We start from the raw sequence: 20383 nt of genomic DNA, 5'->3' as shown, positions 1-20383 counted from the left end.
CCAGATTGCTATAGAGGTATTTACGAAAAAAAGTGATTTATGGATTTAGATGATACAAACCCTGGACCTGTTGATCCAATAGAATTTCCAGGCCATTCGCCGTATTCAAGGGAGTATTAACTCGGCCGATCCGCGCCTGTGCCGATGTCGAAGCGCTGCGGTATACACCATTTGAAATATGGTACAGCGCATCGCTGAACATTTGCTCATTTTCGCTCCCTAAGGCATCAAGATATCCATCGCGGGAGTTACTTTTTTGTCCTATAAGTCCATTATAGTAATCACCCTGTCCGGCTGCATTGGTCATCTTGAAAGACGTGATATAGAGTCTAGCTGCGTTGCTCATAACGGCGCGACCAAAAGATCCTACAGGCTTCCCGTAGGTTCCGCGGCCTTGCGTCGAGATGATTTGTACATCCATATATGGTTTTAGCGCATTGATAACCAGTTCACTGGCCGAGGCGCTGGACGACGTCACCAAAAAATACACGCGATTCAGACTGAGATTATTAGTTTTATTAATCTTGATCGGCTGAAATGGTGCGTTAGTACGGGATGGATCTGTAAAACCACCAGCCGTTAGGATATCGTTCATCACATAGCTATACATGATCTGGCCGTTATGACCGGACGGTACAATCAGATTGGTCAATAGCTGGGCAGCGCTGGTTTCGCCACCACCATTGTATCGTAAATCTACCACGAGCTCTTGAATACCTGCATTGCTAAAATCGGCAAAGGCCGCTGTTAGATCTCTATGAAAGCTGTTGGGTTGTTGATTACTGATTACGTTGATAAAGGAGGTGTACGCGAGGTAACCAACTTTCTTGCCATTGGCGGGTAGTTCAATCACTTTGTTTTCCAGAATAGGATTGAGCGTGTAGCTCGTGGTTCCGTTGATGGCCACATCTTGTTCGGCTCCCGTACTCAGGTTGCGTACCCGAACCCGAGAGACATTTCCCGTGTATAATTTGTTGACTACGTCGATATTTCCGCTAATAGAATTGTTTGCGGCTGCAGTAAGATTCAGTGCTACACCATCTACACTCAACACACGCAAGCCTCTTATTAACCCGCTTTGTGCCGCCGGAGAATTCTTTTGTACAAGGCGAATCAAAATGCCGACTTTTCTGGAGGTTTCGTCAAAAAGAATAGCCTGTAAGCTTAACCCTAGGTCGCGATAAACGCCCTGTCCAATCTGTTCTCCAACGCGGTTGGTGCGGTCGATAAAACTAAAACGATCCACGGCATTGTTGTTTGGTCCGATCGGTGGAGTCAGAGCCATTAAGGCCGAAAGAACTTCTTCAGCATTGCTGTAAGTTCTAGTAAAGTTTCTGAGATCGGCGGTTGTTTTTGGCTCCGGCATGTTTTTATTCCAGAGCGAATAAGTATAGGTGAATAAATAGGTGGAGTCCTTAAGCAAAAGCTCTTGTTCTTCGGGTTGCCCGGTGATTTCCTCATCCGGGTTGATTGATTGTTCTTTTTTACACGATTGAAAAGTAAGCCCTGCAAGAGCAAGTGCCACGAGGAAGTGAAGTGTTTTTTTCATGACAATATCCGTAATAGTTTGCGTTGATGAAATGGGGGACCAACGCTATCGGATATATTCAATCTCTGCAGTATCCACACCAAACTCATCTGCAATATAAGCAAAAGGGTCTAAATTTCTGAATACCAATTCGTCTGTAAAATAAATTTTTATTTGCCGATCCCAGCCATCCCAATCCACATGTTTCAATTTATTCAATTGCAAAATCGGATTACCTTCCGTCAGGATTGCCAATTGCTTGCCGGCACTAATCAATGTCTGGAAGTTTTCTTTGATTTCATCCAATAACAAAAGCTTCAACGGTAGATGCGCATTGGCCTGCAAACGTTCGAAATTTTCAGTATAATCTTCGTTTAATCCGAATTCCTTTTGTATGGCTTGCAGCAGTCCATCGGTCTTATTGGCTTCGAATTGCGCTTTCATGAATTGCGTGATTGCTGCTGCAACAGGCTTAGACTCTGTAAATTCTACAAACTGACCAAAGAGGTAGTAAATCTGTAAGATAAAGTCGCGCTTTGCATACAGCACATCATCCACCTCAAATAGATATAAGTGTTTATCCGTCGCTGGAGTAATTCTTTTCATATTTAGCCTTTAGATAATTACGGGTAACCATGTGTCTGCCGCTAAGGCATATACCCCGTTTTGTACCATTTCGGGTGTTGGAGTTTTATCCAATAACGAATGGCCACCGTGTGCGATCAGTAGGGGAGTGTCAGACGGGATGTGTTGTGCTATTTTTTGTTGCGCACTAATGGAAGGTCGCAGGATGGTAATACCGTACTCTTCAAACAGGATGATGGATGCGCTGAGCACCTCTATTTCGGCGACTCCCAAAGGTAGCACCAAATCGATGTTCTTATCCAGACAAAGTTTCAGTATTTCGTGTGCAAATACAGGGTTGGCGGGATTAGGGATGGATTTGTAGGTGTTAGATAATACTGTTGGGATCTCCTCATTGGAGGCTAGAACAATGCTATGGTGTGGACTCAATGCCTTGGCAATGCGCTGCGCAATAGGTCTCGTCCCATAAGTAAGTAGAATGGTCGGCATAACTATTTTTTTATTCGTAGATCAGTCCGTCTCGCATATGGATTGTGCGATCGGATATGCTGGCCAGCTCTTCATTATGTGTTACGATGATAAAGGTTTGTTGCATCGTATCACGAAGGTCGAAGAACAGGCGGTGCAAAGACGCGGCATTTTCCGAATCTAGGTTTCCCGAGGGCTCATCAGCCAGTATAATCGCCGGATTATTGATGAGTGCTCGCGCCACAGAAATTCGTTGTTGCTCGCCTCCGGATAAGGCTCCAGGTTTGTGAGAGGCACGATCAGCAATGCCGAGTCGTTCCAATAATTCCATTGCCCGTTTTTCCACCACTTTTTGTGGTGCTCCCGCAATATACCCTGGAATAGATACATTCTCCAATGCTGTAAATTCAGGTAGGAGGTGATGAAACTGAAACACAAAGCCAATGTTGCGGTTACGGAAGTCACTTAATTTTTTTTCGTTGAGCTTGTGGAGTTCCTGTCCGTTGATGAAAAGCCCGCCTTTATCGGGCCGATCCAGCGTGCCTATGATATGCAATAATGTACTTTTACCTGCTCCGGAAGCTCCCACAATTGATACGACCTCTCCTTTCTGTACCTCTAGGCTTACGCCTTTTAATATCTGAAGTTCGCCATACGTTTTATAAATGTCTTTGGCCTGTAGTATCATACTGCGAAGTTACATAAAATAGCGTGAATATGATTCGGTAAGCAATAGGCAAAATTGTCGTTTACATAACAATAACTTGCCCCTTACAAATAAAAAAACTACTTTTACTGGAAATATTGAATCAATGAATATTCACGAATATCAAGGAAAAGAAATACTTAAAAGTTTCGGAGTACGCATACAAGAAGGTATTGTAGCCGAAACCCCTGAGCAAGCCTTAGATGCTGCAAAGAGATTGAAAGAAGAGTATAACTCGGACTGGGTGGTTGTAAAAGCCCAGATTCATGCCGGAGGCCGCGGAAAAGGTGGTGGTGTGAAGCTGGCTAAAAACCATGACGAGGTAGTACAACGTGCTACTGATATCATCGGGATGCAGTTGGTTACACCTCAGACAGGTCCAGAAGGTAAGAAAGTAAGCAAAGTATTGGTAGCACAGGATGTGTATTACCCTGGAGAAAGCGAAACCAAAGAGTTCTATATGTCAGTTCTTTTGGATCGTGCTTCTGGTCGTAATATGATCATGTACTCTACCGAAGGTGGAATGGATATTGAAGAAGTAGCGGAGAAAACACCGCACCTGATCTTCAAAGAAGAAATCGATCCTAAAGTAGGTCTTCAAGGTTTTCAGGCTCGTAAGATTGCGTTTAACTTAGGCCTTTCTGGCGGAGCATTAAAAGAGATGGTGAAATTCGTGTCTGCTTTGTATAAAGCATACGACTCGATCGATTCTTCTATGTTCGAGATTAATCCAGTATTGAAAACTTCAGACGATAAGATCTTAGCAGTAGATGCGAAAGTGAACTTGGATGAAAATGCGTTGTATCGCCACGCTGATTATGCAGCATTGCGTGACTTAGCAGAAGAGGATCCTACCGAAGTAGAAGCCGGTAAATCTAACTTGAACTACGTGAAGTTGGACGGAAACGTGGGTTGTATGGTGAATGGTGCAGGTTTGGCGATGGCTACTATGGACATCATTAAATTGGCGGGCGGTGAGCCAGCTAACTTCTTAGATGTAGGTGGTACTGCAAATGCAGAAACTGTAAAAGCAGGATTCAATATCATTCTTCAAGACCCTAATGTAAAAGCAATCCTAATCAATATCTTTGGTGGTATCGTTCGTTGTGACCGTGTTGCGCAAGGTGTGATTGATGCTTACCAAGAAATTGGTGATATTCCAGTGCCAATTATTGTTCGCTTACAAGGAACGAATGCAGAAGAAGCGAAAAAACTGATTGATGGATCTGGTTTAAAAGTGTATTCAGCTATTGCTTTGAAAGAAGCGGCAGACTTAGTATCTGAAGTGTTAGAAGGTTAAGTTTAGCTTACTCAGCATATATAAAAAGCCTTTCGGAATTCCGAAAGGCTTTTTTGTGTTTTGATATTTCTCCTTCTCGCAAGGAGGTTCTATACAAGTCTCTGAAAAAGATTCAACAAATAGAAGATTAAAAATTAATCCCTTTTGTCAGGCTCTATTCCCAAATAATTATAGTGAATTTCTGTTTTGCCATGCGGCGTAGGTGTCCCCTCCTCATTTAGATTAACGAATACCAGTTTATCAATGGAAAGAATAGTTTTGCGAGTGATCTTATTGCGAACCTCGCAGCGCATCGTCAACGATGTTCTACCAAAATCAATCGCCTCGATGCCCATCTCGATGATGTCTCCGGTACGAGCTGAACTGACGAAGTTAATCTCGGAAATGTATTTGGTCACGATGTTTGGATTGCCTAACTGAACGATGGCATATATTACTGCTTCTTCATCGATCCAACGAAGTAGTGTGCCTCCAAAAAGAGATCCGTTGGGATTGAGGTCTTCGGGTTTAATCCATTTTCGGGTGTAAAAATTCATATGTTAAGTGCTTGTTAGTTTTGGTAATTATTTCATCAGCATATACTGTCTGTGGTAACACTGGATATTTCGATACGAGCCACTTACAGAAAGTTAATGTGTGTAACTGCGTCGTTGTGAAAGAATAGGCTAGAACCTTTTCTAGCTAATTAGCTAAAAAGAAAGGGAAACAATGCGTTGTTTCCCTTTCTTTATTTCTTAAAACTAAGCGTGTATTGCTCGATTGTCTGTAGCGGCCAATGCAGCTTCCTTAAAGGCTTCGGTGTACGTAGGGTGCGCATGACAAATACGACCGATATCCTCTGCTGAGGCACGATATTCCAATGCCATTACTGCTTCTGCAATCATATCTGCTGCGCGAGGACCAATCATGTGTACGCCTAAAACTTCATCGGTCTCCGCATCTGCTAATACTTTCACAAAGCCATCTGTATCGCCCGATGCTTTTGCGCGGCCTGATGCTTTGAATGAAAAGCTTCCTGTTTTATATTTCTTGCCGGCTTCCTTCAGTTGCTCCTCTGTCTGTCCGACAGCGGCTACTTCTGGCCAAGTGTATACTACACCCGGAATGGCGTTGTAATCAATATGTGGTTTTTGTCCTGCAATGCGTTCTGCTACAAAAATACCTTCATCTTCTGCTTTGTGCGCTAGCATGGCACCTTTAATGACATCGCCGATAGCATATACGCCTTCTACAGAAGTCTCCAAATGCTCATTTACCGGAATTTTGTTGCCACGCTCTTCGGTCTCGATACCAATCTTATCTAAGCCTAAGCCCTCTGTATAAGCTGTACGACCTACAGCTACGATGCAGTAATCACCTTGGAAAGATACTTCTTTGCCTTTTGCATCTTCTGCGGTTACGGTAACCTCATCACCTTTAGTGGTGGCACCCGTAACTTTATGCCCTAGGAAAAACTCAAACCCAAGATGTTTTTTCAACACACGTTGTAATTCTTTACCTAAGGAAGCATCCATAGTAGGGATGATAGATTTCGCATACTCTACGACAGAAACCTTCGAGCCTAGGCGTGCGTATACCGATCCCAACTCCAATCCGATAACGCCGCCGCCAATAACGATCAGGCTTTTCGGAATTTCTTCTAGTTGTAAAGCTTCGGTAGATGTAATGATTCGCTTCTTGTCGATAGGTAGGAACGGCAAAGCAGTTGGTTTTGAGCCGGTCGCGATGATGATATTCTTCCCTTTTATCTCTTGTGCATCTGCACCTTCTTTTTCAATTTTAATCGTGTTTTTATCCACGAAGGAACCTAAGCCCTCGAAGCTATCAATCTTATTTTTCTTGAATAAGTAAGTAATTCCGGCGGTGTTTTGCGAAATCACATCATTTTTGCGATCGATCATCTTTTTGACGTCGATTTTCAAGCTGTCTAGGCTGATGCCGTGATCCGCAAAATTGTGTGCGGCATTATGATAGTGCTCTGATGTGTCCAATAAGGCTTTGGAGGGGATACAGCCTACATTAAGACAGGTTCCACCAAAGGTGCTGTATTTTTCAATAACAGCGGTTTTTAGTCCGAGTTGAGCGCAACGGATAGCAGCTACATAGCCGCCTGGCCCACTTCCGATTACAATTACGTCATACTGCATATAGTCGTGTTTTTTCTCTGTTCAAAAATACGATTAAATTAAGAATGATCGTGTCGTATACGCATAAAATTACGCTATAATTAAAAAAAACCGACAATCTGCAGAGATTGTCGGTTTTTCGATCGTTGAGATACTACTCAGCGACGATTTTTCCTTGCATGATCCCGAAATGACCTGGGAAGCTACAAATATATGGATACACTCCAGGCTCTAGGGTGAAGCTAATCTTGTCTTCCTGTCCTGGGCCTAATAGTTTTGTATGTGCTACGATGGAGCTTAGAGACGATTTTGGAATGTAATCGTTATCTGGCGCACCAGCCGCTTCACCGCCAAACGTAGGGATATCTACACCCGATTTCAAAACAACAAGATTATGTCCCATTGATTCGATCGGCAATTCGCCTACATTTTTTAACGTAATCTCAACAGGCTCACCGGCTTTTACACGAATCAAATTAACATCAAATTTCATTTGATCATTGCCTTGAACAGTCCAACTGTTAGATAGTTCCACGTTTTCAATGCCAGGTACTGTTGCCGCTTCTGAAACAGGAGCCGCTTCTTCAGAAGGAGTATTATCTTTTTTGTCTGAATCAGTGTTGCCTCCACAAGATGCTAAGCCAAATGCTAATGCTGCGATAGGGGCAATAAATAATTTTTTCATAGTCTATTTATGTTTGTATTTCAATACGAATTTACATATTATTCATCAGAATGCACTCAAATCGCTACTGTCTAAAGTAAATTCTCTGTCTTGTTTTGCTGTACCAAACTAGCGATCTTACTGTATAAGTCGATTGGATCAAATGGTTTAACAATCACATAGCGTGCGCCCACCTCGTAAGCTGCCGCTTGCTCATGCGCCAGTACTGAAGCAGATATCGTGATAATGGGCATGCTATTTTTTTCCGGATCATCCATTGCTTTAATAGCTTTAATAGCATCGAAACCACTCATGATCGGCATGTGAGTATCCATCAAGATCAAGTCATAGGTGGTCTGCTGTACAAAATCCAAAGCCTCCTGTCCATTCTTAACGATGTCTACTTCGCACCCCCAAGCTTTGAGCATGTGGGCAAGCATAAACGCGTTCAGCTCATTATCTTCGGCTACCAGGATATGTACACCATTCAATTTTGGAAAATTGATGTAAGGTTCATTAGGCTTTTGAGTCTGTATGGCCTCGCTTTTCTGAAGCCATGCTTCAAAATAAAAACTAGAACCTTTACCGAGATCACTCTCGGATCCAACTTCTCCATTCAATAGCTCGGCAAGGCGCTTAACGATGGCCAGTCCAAGTCCTGTACCGCCATATCGTTTGGTGATTGCGCCATCGCCTTGTTCGAAAGGTTGAAATATCTTCGGAAGATGATCTGGACGAATGCCGACACCGGTGTCGATTACTGTAAAGCGAATACGGTATCCTTTTGGGCCAATTTCCATTAGCTTAATGAGGAAGGTAACCGTGCCCTGCTCCGTAAATTTGAGGCTATTAGAAATAAAATTGGTAATAATTTGCTGTAACCGTAGGGCATCAAATACGACGTTTTCGGGCAAATCTCCTTGCTTCTCTATGACAAATCTAAGGTCTTTATGATCCGCTTTAAGTTTAAACATGCGGTCCATATTATCTATAAACTTCGTGAGCGAGAAGTCTTCCATTTCGATCTTAAACTTTCCAGAGTCGATACGAGAAAGATCCAGAATGTCATTGATAATCACCAGTAAAGACTGAGAAGCATTGTCCAAAATACTCAACCATTCCAGTTGCTCACTATTCAATGGTGAGGTTTTCAACACATGAATCACGCTCATGATGCCATTAATGGGTGTCCGTATTTCGTGACTCATATTAGCCAGAAAAATCTCTTTAGATTTCCTAGCGTGTTCTGCTTCTTCCTTGGCAAGCAATAGCTCCTTTCCGGAAAGTTCCAGCGCCATTTTTTTTTGCTTTACCTCTTCCTGCAAGCGGACTTGATCTACAAAAGATTTCACTTTGGCGCGCGTAATTTCAGGATTCAGCGGCTTATATAAATAGTCAACAGCGCCACTTCGCAGGCCTTCCAGAAGGTAACGATCTTCTTTCGAGATAGCTGTAACCATGATGGCCATGATGTGGCTGGTCTTGGGATTGGATTTAAGTAAGGATACAAACTCGAAACCATTCATCTGTGGCATTTGTACATCTACCATCGCAATGGTAATATCGTGGTGCCAACAAACCTTTAACGCCTCGTTGGGGTCGGTGAGCGCTATAATATGTATGCCTTCCAACTCTTCTAACAAAGCACGAAGACTAATAATATTTTCTTCCCGATCGTCTAGAATAAGTAGATTAATTTTTTTCATGCTTAGCACTCACTGTTTGATGCGACAAAAATAATCAATTATTTTACTTTTGCTATTTACTTGCCCGCAGACAGCTGGTTTTCAAAGTGATTTGATCTGTCACGTTACTTGTTATTTGATTTTTTGGTATATGTTGTATTTCCGACTTACCACCCGGAATTTGTCTTTAATGTCGTGCTTTATCAAACTTTCTTTTGTACCCAGACAGAGAAAGCCGAAAGGAGATAATGAATCGTAAAGCAACTGGAATACCCGGTGTTGCAAGTCGAGGTCAAAATAGATCAAGACATTTCTACAGGTGATCAATTGAAACTCGTTGAAGACAGCATCGGTCGCTAGATTATGAGTGGAAAACAAGATGTTTTTACGTAAGATATTGGACATGATAGCCATATCATATTTAACCGTGTAGTAGTGACCAAAAGAACTCTCTCCATTAAATCGATTGAAATTTTCGGTATAAGTTTTGATTTTCTGTAACGGAAAAATCCCTTTCCTCGCAGTCTCAATAATGGCAGAGTTTACGTCTGTACCATAAATAAAAGAGCGGTCATATAATTTGTTTTCTGAAAGCAAAATTGCCAAGGAATAGGCTTCTTCTCCACTAGAACAGCCCGCGCTCCAAACCTTTACTCTAGGAAAAGTACGTAGGTAGGAGATCACCGATGAGTTGAGTTCATGATAAAATTCGGGGTCTCTAAACATCTCCGTAACGTTTACCGTGATCTCATGCATCAAGTAGGTCTGAAAACCGGATACATTGGTGAGAGCATTTTTGAGGTCAATGAAGTCCATGTTATCCAAGCCCATAATACGCTCCATTCGCCTTTTAAGAGATGAACGAGTGTATCCAGAAAGGTCAAATCCAGAAACCTGTTTTAGCAATACGATTATTTCCTCTATCTCCTCAAATGATATGTGAGAAGATTCGCCATCTAACTTAACCATACCTGCATCAGCGCTATTAGTTTACGAATATCTATTGGCTTGCTCACATAATCGTTAGCCCCAAGTTCTATCAATTTTTCGTGATCGCCCTTCATTGCTTTGGCAGTTACCGCTATAATAGGCAACTTCGCGTATTTACGATTGCTCCTGATGTGTTCGATGGCTTCATAGCCATCCATTTCAGGCATCATAATGTCCATCAACACGATATCAAATGCGTTATTTTCATCATAAATCAAATCCAAGGCCTCTTGGCCGTTGTTGGCGATTTCAATCTGTAGATCGTGCTCCTTTAGTGCGGTAGTTAGTGCAAACACATTGCGCATATCATCATCAACCACTAAGACACGTTTTCCTTGAAGGTTATTAAGACCTGTATACGCCGCATTGTCCAATTTTTTAATATTTCTGATCGGCTGGTAGTCGGCATCGTTAATCTTATTTAAAAACAAGTTGACTTCATCAATAAGCCGGTTTGTCGATTTGCCATCTTTATGGATCATCGATTTCGTGTAGCGTGCAATGCGTTCGGTCTGTTCGACCGTCAATTCTTGTGCGGTATTGATGATTACGGGTATGTGTTTAAGCGCCACGTCTTCTTTAATCTGTTCCAGCAAATCCAATCCAGATCCGTCAGGAAGAGAAATATCTAAAATGATACAATCAATATTTTCTTCTGTTTGTAATTTTTCTAAAGCAGATTTCTTGGTAAATGCTTGCAGTATATTGATGTTTTGCTCGGCAAAAGTGTTTTTGATGAAGTAGCTCATTACCTCTTGGTCTTCTACCAGGAGCACTTTTTTTACATCTTTGTCAATGTTGATAATAATATTGGAAAATACCCTTTCGATGTCTTTCTTGGATACTGGTTTTGAAAGAAAACCGATAGCACCTTTCTCCAATGTATCACGTTGATTGAAGTTGGCGGCAGACATCATGTGTACCGGGATGATTTGGGTGACTGGATCGGACTTGAGTGCGCTTAGTACTTTCCATCCATCAGAAATCGGCAACATCACATCCAGAATAATTGCATCTGGAAGATGGGTTTTGGCCATCTCTAAACCTTCGGCACCATCATGAGCCAACAATACGTGGAAGGTGTATTGCTCTGCGAAGTCTTTCAAAATATGGGCAAAGTTAATATCGTCTTCCACAATCAAAATCGTACGTGCCTTCCCTACATCTTCCGCAAGCTCTGTGATCTCGGGACTAATGGGCTCTTGGGATTGCTGAACGATAGCGGTTGGTAGGTATTGCTTTCCCTCTACCCGAGATTCTTCGAATGGAATCGTGAGGGTAAAAATACTACCTTTATCAAGCTCGCTTTCTAAACTAATAGTTCCCCCGAGCAGTAAAGCAATTTCACGGCTAATGGACAATCCAAGTCCTGTTCCACCATATTTTCTACTAGTGGAACCATCTTCTTGCCGGAAGGCCTCGAAGATAAGTTGCCTTTTCTCTTCAGGAATTCCCTTGCCGGAATCTTTCACAGAAAAATGCAGTTGTTCGTCACTTTGGGTCAGCTCAAGATCAATTTTCCCATTCGGGTTGGTGAATTTGAAGGCATTAGACAAAAAGTTGCGGAGTACCTGCTCCAAACGGGATTCGTCGGAGATGAAGTGTGCAGGAAAATCAGGTGCTTTTATATTGAATTGAATATTCTTCGATGTAGCGGTCTGCTTAAATAAGTTTTCCATGTTTTGTACCAGTGCGGAGGTGTTGATTTTATCAACCATCATATCCACCTTGCCTGATTCTATTTTAGCCAGGTCTAGCAATTGATTGATCAATTCTAACAGATCGGATCCGGCACTGTAGATCACAGAAGCATATTTGCGCTGATCGTCTGTCAGATTTTGAAGCTTATTATCCTGCAGTAGCTTTGCGAGAATCAATATGCTATTCAGCGGTGTACGTAGTTCATGGCTCATGTTGGCCATGAATTCCGACTTGTACATGCTGGCTTGCTCTACTTCCGCTATTTTTAATTCGATGTCTTTTTGTGCTTTTTTAAGATCCTCGTTACGGTGTTCTAGTTCCAGCGCTTTCGCATTCAACTCATTGTTTGATTGAGAGAGCTCTTCCTGTTGTACGCGCAATTCTTCCTCCGAAGATTCTAAGAGATTGGTCTTGTACACCAACTCTTCGTTAGTCATTCTTAATTCTTCTTGCTGCGTACCCAACTCCTCCGCCTGCTTTTGTGTGGTAACGAGTAGTTTTTGTACCACAGCATGGTGGTGTCCGGATTGGATAGCGGATGCAATCGTTCGCGTTGCTCGACTGAGGTATTCCGTTGTTCGTTCTAGGTTTTCTGGATCCGATTTTACGGCTAACTCAAGTAAGCCAATCACATCCAAATCAAGGGCAATCGGTACCAAAACAATCTGAGGATTGATCCGGTCGATAAAGGTAGTATAGAGCTTTATATGCTGTGCATCATCCGCTTCATAAAGTGTCTGCGAGCCATGTTGTACGGCCATCCCCAAGATGCCTTGTCCCGCTTCAAAACTGGCAACTGTATGTGCCTCCTCAAAACCCAAGGTGGAGGTTCGTATAAAGGTATTACTCTGATCGTCTTTAACGTAAATTGCTCCAGCATAAAAAGATTGCCCCATGGAGCGCATGATATTTTGAAGCGCAATACTGCCAATATCTGTTAGTTTATCAATGCCAATTAGTTCATCGTATATTTTATTGGTCCGTTCGAGAACCCAATTGATGCCTTCGAAGCGTTTGTTGGCATGTGTTAACTCTGCTTTAATATGTTTTTGTTCTCTAGCATATAAGCGCAGGTCTTCACTAATTTTGTAAGTGCTGTATAGTACATATAAGACAGCCAGTAAGGCTACTATTCCTAGTGGAAGCACGATATGAATCGCATCACTCAGTGATTTTGCCTCTTGCTCGACTTTCGCTTTCTCTAGTTGGAAAATTGCCGCAATGATCTGATCACAGGTATTGCGAATATCTTGCTCTTCACCAGCGAGTATAAAGATCTTTTCTTCGAGCGTCTTATTTTCTAACAAGGGTTGCAGCGAATCTAGATGGCTGACCTGCTTCAGCAGATCTCTCAGATTTTTTATCTCTGGTAAGCTCGCGTCATAAATCGGATTTTCTTGCACAAAGTCATTAAGATAGCCGTGTGCTCTCTGTGCAAACTCGTTGATCTGCACGATGCTATGAGATGAACCTCGCGTAATAAAATCAGATTTCAAGCGATTTATATTCAACAATTCATTCTCAAAGCTGCTTAAGATATCGGATTTTTCACGAAATACCTCGCTGAAATGCATGGTATTTTTAGCATAATCATTTTGTCTATTTAGGTAATAGATAAATGCGCCAATCAAAATGGCGTAGGCAGTAATGACACCAGTTAAAAACTGTATCTTCAAAATTTGATGCCTTCTCATAAAAATTTCTGGTAATGATTGCTAAATGATGCTCCAAATATGGATAAAATGATTTAGATGTTGAAATTAATTTGGGAATGATTAAGAATAATCAAGGTATTGGGAAAGGAACATATGTTAATCAAGTTGTGGATTGTTTTTTATATCTTTAGGTAAAATACATTTAATCTAATTATGGGATCTGAAATACAAATTGTTTTGATCATCGTAGGAGCAGTAGTTGCACTATTTTTGTTACTATATCTTTTGCCGGTCAACTTGTGGTTTACGGCACAATTATCCAACGTAAAAATAAGCTTATTAAACTTGGTGCTCATGCGTTTACGGAAAGTGCCGCCAGCACTTATTTCTAATGCGATGATTATTTCCACAAAAGCGGGTTTAAGAATTACCACTAATGAGATTGAGACACATTACTTGGCTGGAGGAAACGTAAATAAGGTGATTAAAGCCTTGATCTCGGCTGATAAAGCCAATATACCATTGGATTTCAAGTTGGCCACAGCCATTGATTTGGCAGGTAGAGATGTGTTTGATGCGGTGCAGTTATCTGTAAATCCGAATGTAATCAACACACCGCCAGTGGCTGCAGTAGCCAAAGATGGTATCCAACTGATTGCGAAGGCTCGTGTTACTGTTCGTGCTAATATTAATCAGCTCGTTGGTGGTGCAGGCGAAGAAACTATTCTAGCGCGAGTAGGAGAGGGTATTGTAACGACTATCGGTTCATCTATCGATCATAAGCACGTACTGGAAAATCCAGATCGTATTTCTAAGACGGTATTGTCCAAGGGATTGGATTCGGGTACTGCCTTTGAGATCTTATCCATTGATATTGCCGATATTGATATTGGTGAAAACGTAGGTGCCAAATTGCAAACAGACCAAGCTGAGGCCGATTTGAAGGTGGCCAATGCTCGAGCAGAAGAGCGTCGTGCGATGGCCGTAGCCAATGAGCAGGAGATGCGTGCCAAAGCACAGGAGGCGAGAGCCAAGGTGATTGAAGCCGAGGCACAAGTGCCTTTGGCTATGGCCGAAGCATTCCGTAGTGGGAACCTCGGTATTATGGATTACTATAAAATGCAAAACATACAGGCGGATACTGACATGCGTACATCTATATCCAAACCTGGCGAATCCAACAAGAAATAGTCATCACGAAAATTGATGTAAAGGCTTCCTATTAGGAAGCCTTTCTTGTTTATCGGGGAAATCTATAATCCGGCATTTATCCCTACTTTTGGATCAATATGATTTTGAGAGATTTTCAACACATTAAAGTCGTTGTGCTGGATGTGGACGGCGTGCTAACCGATGGGACTATTTTAGTGACCGAAGATGGAGATCAGCTCCGTACGTTTCACGTGCGAGACGGGTTTGCTATTCAGGCAGCTGTGCAGGCAGGTATTCAAATTTTCGTCATTAGTGGAGGTAGTTCTAGTGGTGTGGAAAAACGACTACGTGCGTTGGGTATAGAACATATCCATCTTGGAGTGGTGGATAAAAGAGCCTTATTTTTGCAGTTATGTGAGCAGTTTGCTATTGATCGCCAATGTGTGCTATATATGGGAGATGATATTCCAGACATGGAAGCGATGTTGCAGGTAGGTCTGCCGGTATGTCCAAAAGATGCTGCGGAAGAGATCAAGGCGATAAGTCGGTATATGTCTCCGAGCTGCGGTGGGCAGGGAGCTGTTCGCGATGTGTTGGAAAAAGTATTGAAAACTCAAAACAAATGGCCTGTATCATCCGCATTAAAAAGTATATAACTTCATGATATTTATCGAAAAATTAAAAGATACTCCTATTATATTAGGCTCTCAATCTCCGAGAAGGCAAGAATTACTACGAAGGTTAGACCTGGATTTCACGGTGGAGATTCCGGAGGTGGACGAGTATATCGACACCACGCTTACTCCGGAAGAAATTGTTTCTGCCATTGCGGCGGCTAAATTGACAGCCTTTTCTGCCGATGTGTATCGGGATCGGTTAGTCATTGTTGCCGATACGCTTGTCGCTGATGAGCACGGCACTATGCTAGGTAAACCGGCAGACGTGGCGGAAGCAAAAGCGGTACTTGCTAGATTATCTGGGCGCGAACATGCGGTGTATACGGGTGTTACTTTAGCATTGCGCGGGCGCGTACACCAGTTTGTGGAGCGCACTGCTGTATGGTTCGTAAAGCTGGAAGAAGAAGAGATTGATTACTATGTAGCCAACTACAACCCAATGGATAAAGCGGGGTCTTATGGTATTCAAGAGTGGATTGGTCGCATTGCCGTTGAGCGTATTGATGGTTCTTATGAGAATGTGATGGGGCTGCCAACAGCTCGTTTATATAGTGAACTCAAGCAATTTCTTTCTTAAGATCTGCCCGATTAGAATGCTTAAATAAAAAGTCCCTGAGAAGTATTTATCTTTTTCCCAGGGACTTTTGTTTGCTATTGCACCACAGCGCTATTTTATATGATACCGGATTCCAGTGTAAAACATTCTTCCGGTTATTGGGCCCCACAGCATATTGGTGTCAAAGTTGCTTCCAAAAGGCTGATCAAAAGCTAGAATAGGATCTTGCTGGAAGAAATTGCTTAGATTCTCTCCGCCAACATACACATCGAAATTCTTGTTCTTGCCAAATGTTTTAGATACTTGCGCATTCATCGTCACATAAGCTCTGGAGCGATCTTCTAATTGATATTGGATAGGGTTGCCAGTCGTTGGCGGAATCCTTTTCTGTCCGACCACATTCAGTGTGTAATCGAACGACCATCCTCCATGTGTATTGTATCCCAAATTCATAAACCCACGGTGTTTGGCGATAAGGGGTTTTTGCAAACGCCCGGTTTGATAATCTGTCTGTACATCTAAATAACGGTAGGAAAAGCGCGCTTCCAAATGTCGTGTAGGCATAAAGCGCAACTCTGTTTGAAGACTGTTAGAGAAAGATTTTCCTTCTAAGTTGTAGAAGGCTACCTCGCGTGGGTTTTCCCAATCGATGACGACCTGATTCTGGAAATTGTTGTGGAATAGTTCCACAGATACGCCAGCCTCCCGGCCAAATAATTGAAAATCCTGATCTACACTTAGTCCCGTGTTCCAAGACACCTCTGGCCGAAGGCCATAAGCGCCCGCTCCATTGACAATACCACCAAGGTTAGCAATACTTCTGCTGGATGCAAAGATCCCTAGATTTTCGGCAAAGATATTTGCGGTACGCTGTCCGCGACCAGAGCTTAAGCGCAATGTTGTATTCATTGCCGGTTGGTAGCGTACTACTGCGCGTGGCGTGGTAAACCAGCCGTATAGGTTATTGTGGTCTTGGCGTAAGCCCAAGACTACATCCAGATTATCTGCCGGGCTGTAGGTGTACTCTCCAAACACACCGGCCACACGCTCTTGCCGGCCCATTTGATATGTTATACCCGGAGAGGTATACAGCAGGTCTTCCCGGTATTTGTCGTACTGAAGTGATGCTCCCACCTTGTATTTATGTGATTCGCTACCAATCACATCTTGAAAAATTAAGTTGGCATAGCCGGATGAGTGATTGTTGTTGTACCCTGTTAAACCAAAGAAACTTTCCTGGTCATAGTTGCTGGCCGACAGTTGCAAGCCAATGCTTCGGTGTAAGTTTGTTGGAAATACATAGCCTACCTTAGCAAAACCTTCAATTCGTTTATTAATAAAGCCCAATCCATATCGGTTTGTCGTGAATTGGTCGCTACCTTTGTCAAAATCGATTTCACCACCTATGCGGTTATCATTTAGGTATTTAACTCCAAATTGTAGGATTACACCATTGTCATTCTGATAGTGCCAACGATTAACACCACTGAATAAGTTGCCGACAGGAATGTCGCGAAAACCGTTGTTACTAAAGTTCATGTGGCGATTGTACATGAAATTATCATGTAATAAAAAACCCACAGACCAATTGTCGCTTAGTTGCTGCGAGACATTGAGGTTTATATCTGTACGCCCCATGTTATTTCCATAGGCATTGAAATACAGACGATCCGTATTGTTTGGTTTCTTGAGCTCGACATTGATCTGTCCGGCCATGTTCTCAAAACCATTTACTACAGAGCCAATACCTTTGCTGATGTTGATCGACTCAATCCAGCTACCAGAAATACTATTCAAGCCTAAAGGAATGGCAAAACCTCTGGGTCCTGGCAATCCCTCTACGGTGAGTTGCGTATAAATCCCGCTGAGACCCAGCATTTGGATCTGTTTGCTACCCGTCACGGCATCGCTACTTACCACATCTACAGACGCGTTTGTCTCAAAGCTTTCACTTAGGTCGCAGCACGCTGCTTTAAATAGTTCCCGTGCAGTCAATGTTTCGACGCGAGTAGCGTTCATCCGGGAGATGTAGTTTGACTTTTGCTGACGAGACACGACTACTTCTTTTAATACGTTATTTTTCGATTGCACAACAAGCACCTCGTGCATATTCGTCACTTCCAGTGTGTCCGCTTGCATTGCTGTGTGAGAAACCACTAAACGCTTATAATCTTGCTCGTGCATGATTTTAAAAATTCCGTCTTTGTCCGTTTGTACCTTCTTCTCTTGATTTTCCAGCCAGTAAACAGTAGCACCCTGAATAGGTTTTAGACTGCCATTATCAGTTTCGTTGACCACTACGCCACGTACTTCGTGGTCATGATCATGATGCTCTGGATCGTCCGGATTAACTTGACTAGGTTTATGTTCGTGCACATCGCCCTCTTCTCCTACGCGATCGTACAGGCAGCAGGTGTGAAGAGCATTATAGACTGCATCTGGTGCTCGGAATTCGTCTGTGTCATGTCCCGCAGCTGCAATAGCTTCTTTTAATTTCGAAACGTCAGTTTTTTTTGGATCGAATGTTACTTCGGCTTTTCCGGTTTTTGGATCCCAGACGATTTGTGAGGCACCAGCGTCTTTACCAGCTTTCTCGATGCGTTGTTTACACATGCCGCAATTGCCGGCCACATCAAAAGTAGTTGTGGTCGCTTCTTGCGCGTATGCCCATTGTATCGCCGTGAAGAAAATAGCGATACAGAGATATTGTATGTTTTTCATAAATGTATTTTAATGTAGGATGAATGACACTACCAAATAGTGGTAGAATAATAGACTACACTAAAATCAAATACGGAAATTACAATGTACTAAATAAGGATTAGGGAAAGTGCCCGAAGGGGTTAAAGAGGAAAAAGATGTCTGTGCTGTCTCAGGAACTTCCAGCCAGGAATGGTGAAATACCATAATCCATGGAATAATAAATTCTGCCGGCGAAAGGGTGTTAAAATCCTTTAATAAATTGGTAACGGCCTGGTTATCGCCATTATTTAACTCCACCTCGACGTCTGTACAACAGCTATCTTTTTGCTCGCAGGAGTGATCGGATTGTTCGCAATGTTGACGCTCTTGTGAAGAAGGTTTTTCTTCACCACTACAAAAAATGCAAGAACGAACGTTCTCTTTTTTTATGGAAAGTGAAATTTGCGAATTCTGTCCACAGGTATGATAATACACCGTTGCACCTGTACTGGTCAGCGTGTATATGCACAATAGAAGTAGGGACAAAATTCTAATCATCTATCTACAAAGGTCAAGAATAAATTGCGTAACCGCAAATCTTGGGATCTTAAGGTTACTTTATCGTGTTTTGTTTAACGCGTTGGTGACATCTTCGATGATATCGTCTTTGTCTTCTAGACCCACCGAAAGGCGGATAGAGCCTGGCTTTATACCTAGATTAAGCCTTTCTTCTTCCGACAATTTGGAGTGTGTTGTAGAAGCAGGATGTGTTACGATAGAGCGATTGTCGCCCAGGTTAGAGGTACAAAGGATCATTTCTAAATGATCAATGAAGTTTTTCGCACGTTCGAATCCGCCTTTGACAACGAAGGTGACAATTCCTCCGCCTGCTTTCATTTGCTTTTTTGCCAATTCGTACTGTGGGTGCGAAGGCAAGAAAGGGTATTTGACATCTTCAATTTCTGGATTATTTTCCAACGCCGCTGCCAAAGCCAGTGCATTAGAACAGTGGCGGTCCATGCGTAAGCCCAGTGTATCTAAGCTTTTAGAAATCAACCATGCGTTAAACGGAGACATGGATGGTCCGGTATGGCGAATGAAGAACATCATAGTGTCTATGAGTTCTTTCTTACCAACGGCTACTCCGCCAAGTACGCGGCCTTGTCCGTCCATGTATTTGGTGGCCGAATGGATAGACAGGTCAAAACCATACCGCAAAGGTTTCTGCAAATATGGTGTGGCAAAGCAGTTGTCTATCATCAGTAAAATATGTGGGTATTTCTCCTTGAATTTGCCCAACCATTCTAGGTCTACTAGCTCGAGACCAGGATTAGAAGGTGATTCCAGAAATATAATTTTTGTATTTTCTTGAATGGCTTGTTCCCACTCTTCTTGGTTTACGCCATCTACATAGGTGGTGGTAACACCCCAGCGTGGGAAAAGTTGCGTAAATAGTTGATGGGTGGATCCAAAGATTGCCCGGCTAGATACAATATGATCTCCACTATGAATAAAGGCTGCGAAAGAGGCAAATACGGCGGCCATACCAGAAGAAAAGGACAGGCCAGCTTCTGCTTCCTCCATTATGCATACTTTCTGAATAAACTCATCGGTGTTTGGATTCGAATACCTGGAATATACCATACCTTCTTCCTCTTCCGCAAAGATCGCGCGTCCTTGTTCTGCGCTATCAAATATAAAGCTGGAGGTCAGGTACAAAGGCGCCGAATGTTCCCTTTTATCGGAGCGAGGAACCTGATTACGGATAATTTTGGATTCGTCTTTATGCATAGTTCGCAAATGTACATAAATGTGGTAGTCATTTCCAATGGTTAAGTGATAATTGTAGACAGATACTTATTTCAAAAAGAATATGTTAAGAATTGTAAGGGTGGGTATTTCGTAGTG

General features: G+C 42.5%; 17 protein-coding genes. 4 read left to right on the top strand and 13 right to left on the bottom strand.

Going from position 1 to position 20383, the window contains the following annotated elements:
* Positions 1-37 precede the first annotated feature (37 nt).
* From M8998_RS09340 to M8998_RS09325, 4 genes are read right to left on the bottom strand one after another with little or no spacing between them, the layout of a single operon-like run.
* On the bottom strand, positions 38-1549 hold the full coding sequence (locus M8998_RS09340; protein ID WP_249992298.1) for a S41 family peptidase: 1512 nt from the start codon (positions 1547-1549) through the stop codon (positions 38-40).
* Between the two features lie 45 nt (positions 1550-1594).
* On the bottom strand, positions 1595-2134 hold the full coding sequence (locus tag M8998_RS09335) for an HAD hydrolase-like protein (protein ID WP_249992297.1): 540 nt from the start codon (positions 2132-2134) through the stop codon (positions 1595-1597).
* 9 nt (positions 2135-2143) lie between these two features.
* Positions 2144-2602, bottom strand: coding sequence for a hypothetical protein (locus tag M8998_RS09330; protein ID WP_249992296.1), 459 nt, complete (start codon positions 2600-2602; stop codon positions 2144-2146).
* Between the two features lie 10 nt (positions 2603-2612).
* Entirely contained in the window at positions 2613-3269 is a 657-nt protein-coding gene (locus M8998_RS09325) for an ABC transporter ATP-binding protein (RefSeq protein WP_249992295.1), read from the bottom strand.
* A 124-nt stretch (positions 3270-3393) separates the two neighbouring features.
* Between M8998_RS09325 and sucC the strand changes: the two genes are divergently transcribed.
* Positions 3394-4587 carry an ADP-forming succinate--CoA ligase subunit beta gene (sucC, locus tag M8998_RS09320; protein ID WP_249992294.1) on the top strand — a complete coding sequence of 398 codons (1194 nt, stop codon included), beginning with the start codon at positions 3394-3396 and terminating at the stop codon, positions 4585-4587.
* 134 nt (positions 4588-4721) lie between these two features.
* Here the strand turns inward: sucC and M8998_RS09315 are convergent, their stop codons facing one another.
* The 6 genes from M8998_RS09315 to M8998_RS09290 all read right to left on the bottom strand — a co-directional run bounded on the left by M8998_RS09315 (position 4722) and on the right by M8998_RS09290 (position 13447).
* Entirely contained in the window at positions 4722-5123 is a 402-nt protein-coding gene (locus M8998_RS09315; RefSeq protein ID WP_249992293.1) for an acyl-CoA thioesterase, read from the bottom strand.
* Positions 5124-5327: 204 nt separating this feature from the next.
* Positions 5328-6734: a dihydrolipoyl dehydrogenase gene (gene lpdA, locus M8998_RS09310; protein WP_249992292.1), complete on the bottom strand. Its 1407-nt coding sequence runs from the start codon at positions 6732-6734 to the stop codon at positions 5328-5330.
* Between the two features lie 133 nt (positions 6735-6867).
* Entirely contained in the window at positions 6868-7398 is a 531-nt protein-coding gene (locus tag M8998_RS09305; RefSeq protein ID WP_249992291.1) for a plastocyanin/azurin family copper-binding protein, read from the bottom strand.
* Positions 7399-7469: 71 nt separating this feature from the next.
* Positions 7470-9083 carry a hybrid sensor histidine kinase/response regulator gene (locus M8998_RS09300; protein WP_249992290.1) on the bottom strand — a complete coding sequence of 538 codons (1614 nt, stop codon included), beginning with the start codon at positions 9081-9083 and terminating at the stop codon, positions 7470-7472.
* Between the two features lie 111 nt (positions 9084-9194).
* Positions 9195-10031 (bottom strand): CheR family methyltransferase, encoded by an 837-nt coding sequence (locus tag M8998_RS09295; RefSeq protein ID WP_249992289.1) that lies wholly within the window; start codon positions 10029-10031, stop codon positions 9195-9197.
* On the bottom strand, positions 10019-13447 hold the full coding sequence (locus M8998_RS09290) for a response regulator (protein WP_249992288.1): 3429 nt from the start codon (positions 13445-13447) through the stop codon (positions 10019-10021). The genes M8998_RS09295 and M8998_RS09290 overlap by 13 nt, the downstream gene beginning before the upstream one ends.
* A gap of 174 nt (positions 13448-13621) precedes the next feature.
* Here M8998_RS09290 and floA point away from each other — a divergent pair, with 174 nt between their 5' ends.
* The 3 genes from floA to M8998_RS09275 all read left to right on the top strand — a co-directional run bounded on the left by floA (position 13622) and on the right by M8998_RS09275 (position 15814).
* Positions 13622-14599, top strand: a complete 978-nt coding sequence (gene floA, locus M8998_RS09285) for a flotillin-like protein FloA (RefSeq protein ID WP_284040250.1) — start codon at positions 13622-13624, stop codon at positions 14597-14599.
* 98 nt (positions 14600-14697) lie between these two features.
* A complete protein-coding gene (locus M8998_RS09280; protein ID WP_249992287.1) occupies positions 14698-15216 on the top strand; it encodes a KdsC family phosphatase in 519 nt (172 codons plus the stop codon).
* Positions 15217-15220: 4 nt separating this feature from the next.
* Positions 15221-15814: a Maf family protein gene (locus M8998_RS09275; protein WP_249992286.1), complete on the top strand. Its 594-nt coding sequence runs from the start codon at positions 15221-15223 to the stop codon at positions 15812-15814.
* A 90-nt stretch (positions 15815-15904) separates the two neighbouring features.
* On the opposite strand, the gene M8998_RS09270 is transcribed toward M8998_RS09275, so the two are convergent.
* The 3 genes from M8998_RS09270 to M8998_RS09260 form a co-directional block, all read right to left on the bottom strand.
* Entirely contained in the window at positions 15905-18514 is a 2610-nt protein-coding gene (locus M8998_RS09270; RefSeq protein ID WP_249992285.1) for a TonB-dependent receptor domain-containing protein, read from the bottom strand.
* 66 nt (positions 18515-18580) lie between these two features.
* Positions 18581-19033: an HYC_CC_PP family protein gene (locus M8998_RS09265; protein ID WP_249992284.1), complete on the bottom strand. Its 453-nt coding sequence runs from the start codon at positions 19031-19033 to the stop codon at positions 18581-18583.
* 60 nt (positions 19034-19093) lie between these two features.
* Positions 19094-20266, bottom strand: a complete 1173-nt coding sequence (locus tag M8998_RS09260; RefSeq protein WP_249992283.1) for a trans-sulfuration enzyme family protein — start codon at positions 20264-20266, stop codon at positions 19094-19096.
* Between the last annotated feature and the right edge of the window lie 117 nt (positions 20267-20383).

The sequence above is a fragment of the Sphingobacterium sp. lm-10 genome, from assembly GCF_023554555.1.
Lineage (GTDB): Bacteria > Bacteroidota > Bacteroidia > Sphingobacteriales > Sphingobacteriaceae > Sphingobacterium.
Note: the sequence above shows the minus strand (reverse complement) of the source record. Positions and strands in the feature narration are given on the sequence as shown.

Excerpts from the sequence above, each read along its gene's own strand:
- M8998_RS09340 (WP_249992298.1), bottom strand. The coding sequence starts at position 1,549 with ATGAAAAAAACACTTCACTTCCTCGTGGCACTTGCTCTTGCAGGGCTT.
- M8998_RS09335 (WP_249992297.1), bottom strand. The coding sequence starts at position 2,134 with ATGAAAAGAATTACTCCAGCGACGGATAAACACTTATATCTATTTGAG.
- M8998_RS09330 (WP_249992296.1), bottom strand. The coding sequence starts at position 2,602 with ATGCCGACCATTCTACTTACTTATGGGACGAGACCTATTGCGCAGCGC.
- M8998_RS09325 (WP_249992295.1), bottom strand. The coding sequence starts at position 3,269 with ATGATACTACAGGCCAAAGACATTTATAAAACGTATGGCGAACTTCAG.
- sucC (WP_249992294.1), top strand. The coding sequence starts at position 3,394 with ATGAATATTCACGAATATCAAGGAAAAGAAATACTTAAAAGTTTCGGA.
- M8998_RS09315 (WP_249992293.1), bottom strand. The coding sequence starts at position 5,123 with ATGAATTTTTACACCCGAAAATGGATTAAACCCGAAGACCTCAATCCC.
- lpdA (WP_249992292.1), bottom strand. The coding sequence starts at position 6,734 with ATGCAGTATGACGTAATTGTAATCGGAAGTGGGCCAGGCGGCTATGTA.
- M8998_RS09305 (WP_249992291.1), bottom strand. The coding sequence starts at position 7,398 with ATGAAAAAATTATTTATTGCCCCTATCGCAGCATTAGCATTTGGCTTA.
- M8998_RS09300 (WP_249992290.1), bottom strand. The coding sequence starts at position 9,083 with ATGAAAAAAATTAATCTACTTATTCTAGACGATCGGGAAGAAAATATT.
- M8998_RS09295 (WP_249992289.1), bottom strand. The coding sequence starts at position 10,031 with ATGGTTAAGTTAGATGGCGAATCTTCTCACATATCATTTGAGGAGATA.
- M8998_RS09290 (WP_249992288.1), bottom strand. The coding sequence starts at position 13,447 with ATGAGAAGGCATCAAATTTTGAAGATACAGTTTTTAACTGGTGTCATT.
- floA (WP_284040250.1), top strand. The coding sequence starts at position 13,622 with ATGGGATCTGAAATACAAATTGTTTTGATCATCGTAGGAGCAGTAGTT.
- M8998_RS09280 (WP_249992287.1), top strand. The coding sequence starts at position 14,698 with ATGATTTTGAGAGATTTTCAACACATTAAAGTCGTTGTGCTGGATGTG.
- M8998_RS09275 (WP_249992286.1), top strand. The coding sequence starts at position 15,221 with ATGATATTTATCGAAAAATTAAAAGATACTCCTATTATATTAGGCTCT.
- M8998_RS09270 (WP_249992285.1), bottom strand. The coding sequence starts at position 18,514 with ATGAAAAACATACAATATCTCTGTATCGCTATTTTCTTCACGGCGATA.
- M8998_RS09265 (WP_249992284.1), bottom strand. The coding sequence starts at position 19,033 with ATGATTAGAATTTTGTCCCTACTTCTATTGTGCATATACACGCTGACC.
- M8998_RS09260 (WP_249992283.1), bottom strand. The coding sequence starts at position 20,266 with ATGCATAAAGACGAATCCAAAATTATCCGTAATCAGGTTCCTCGCTCC.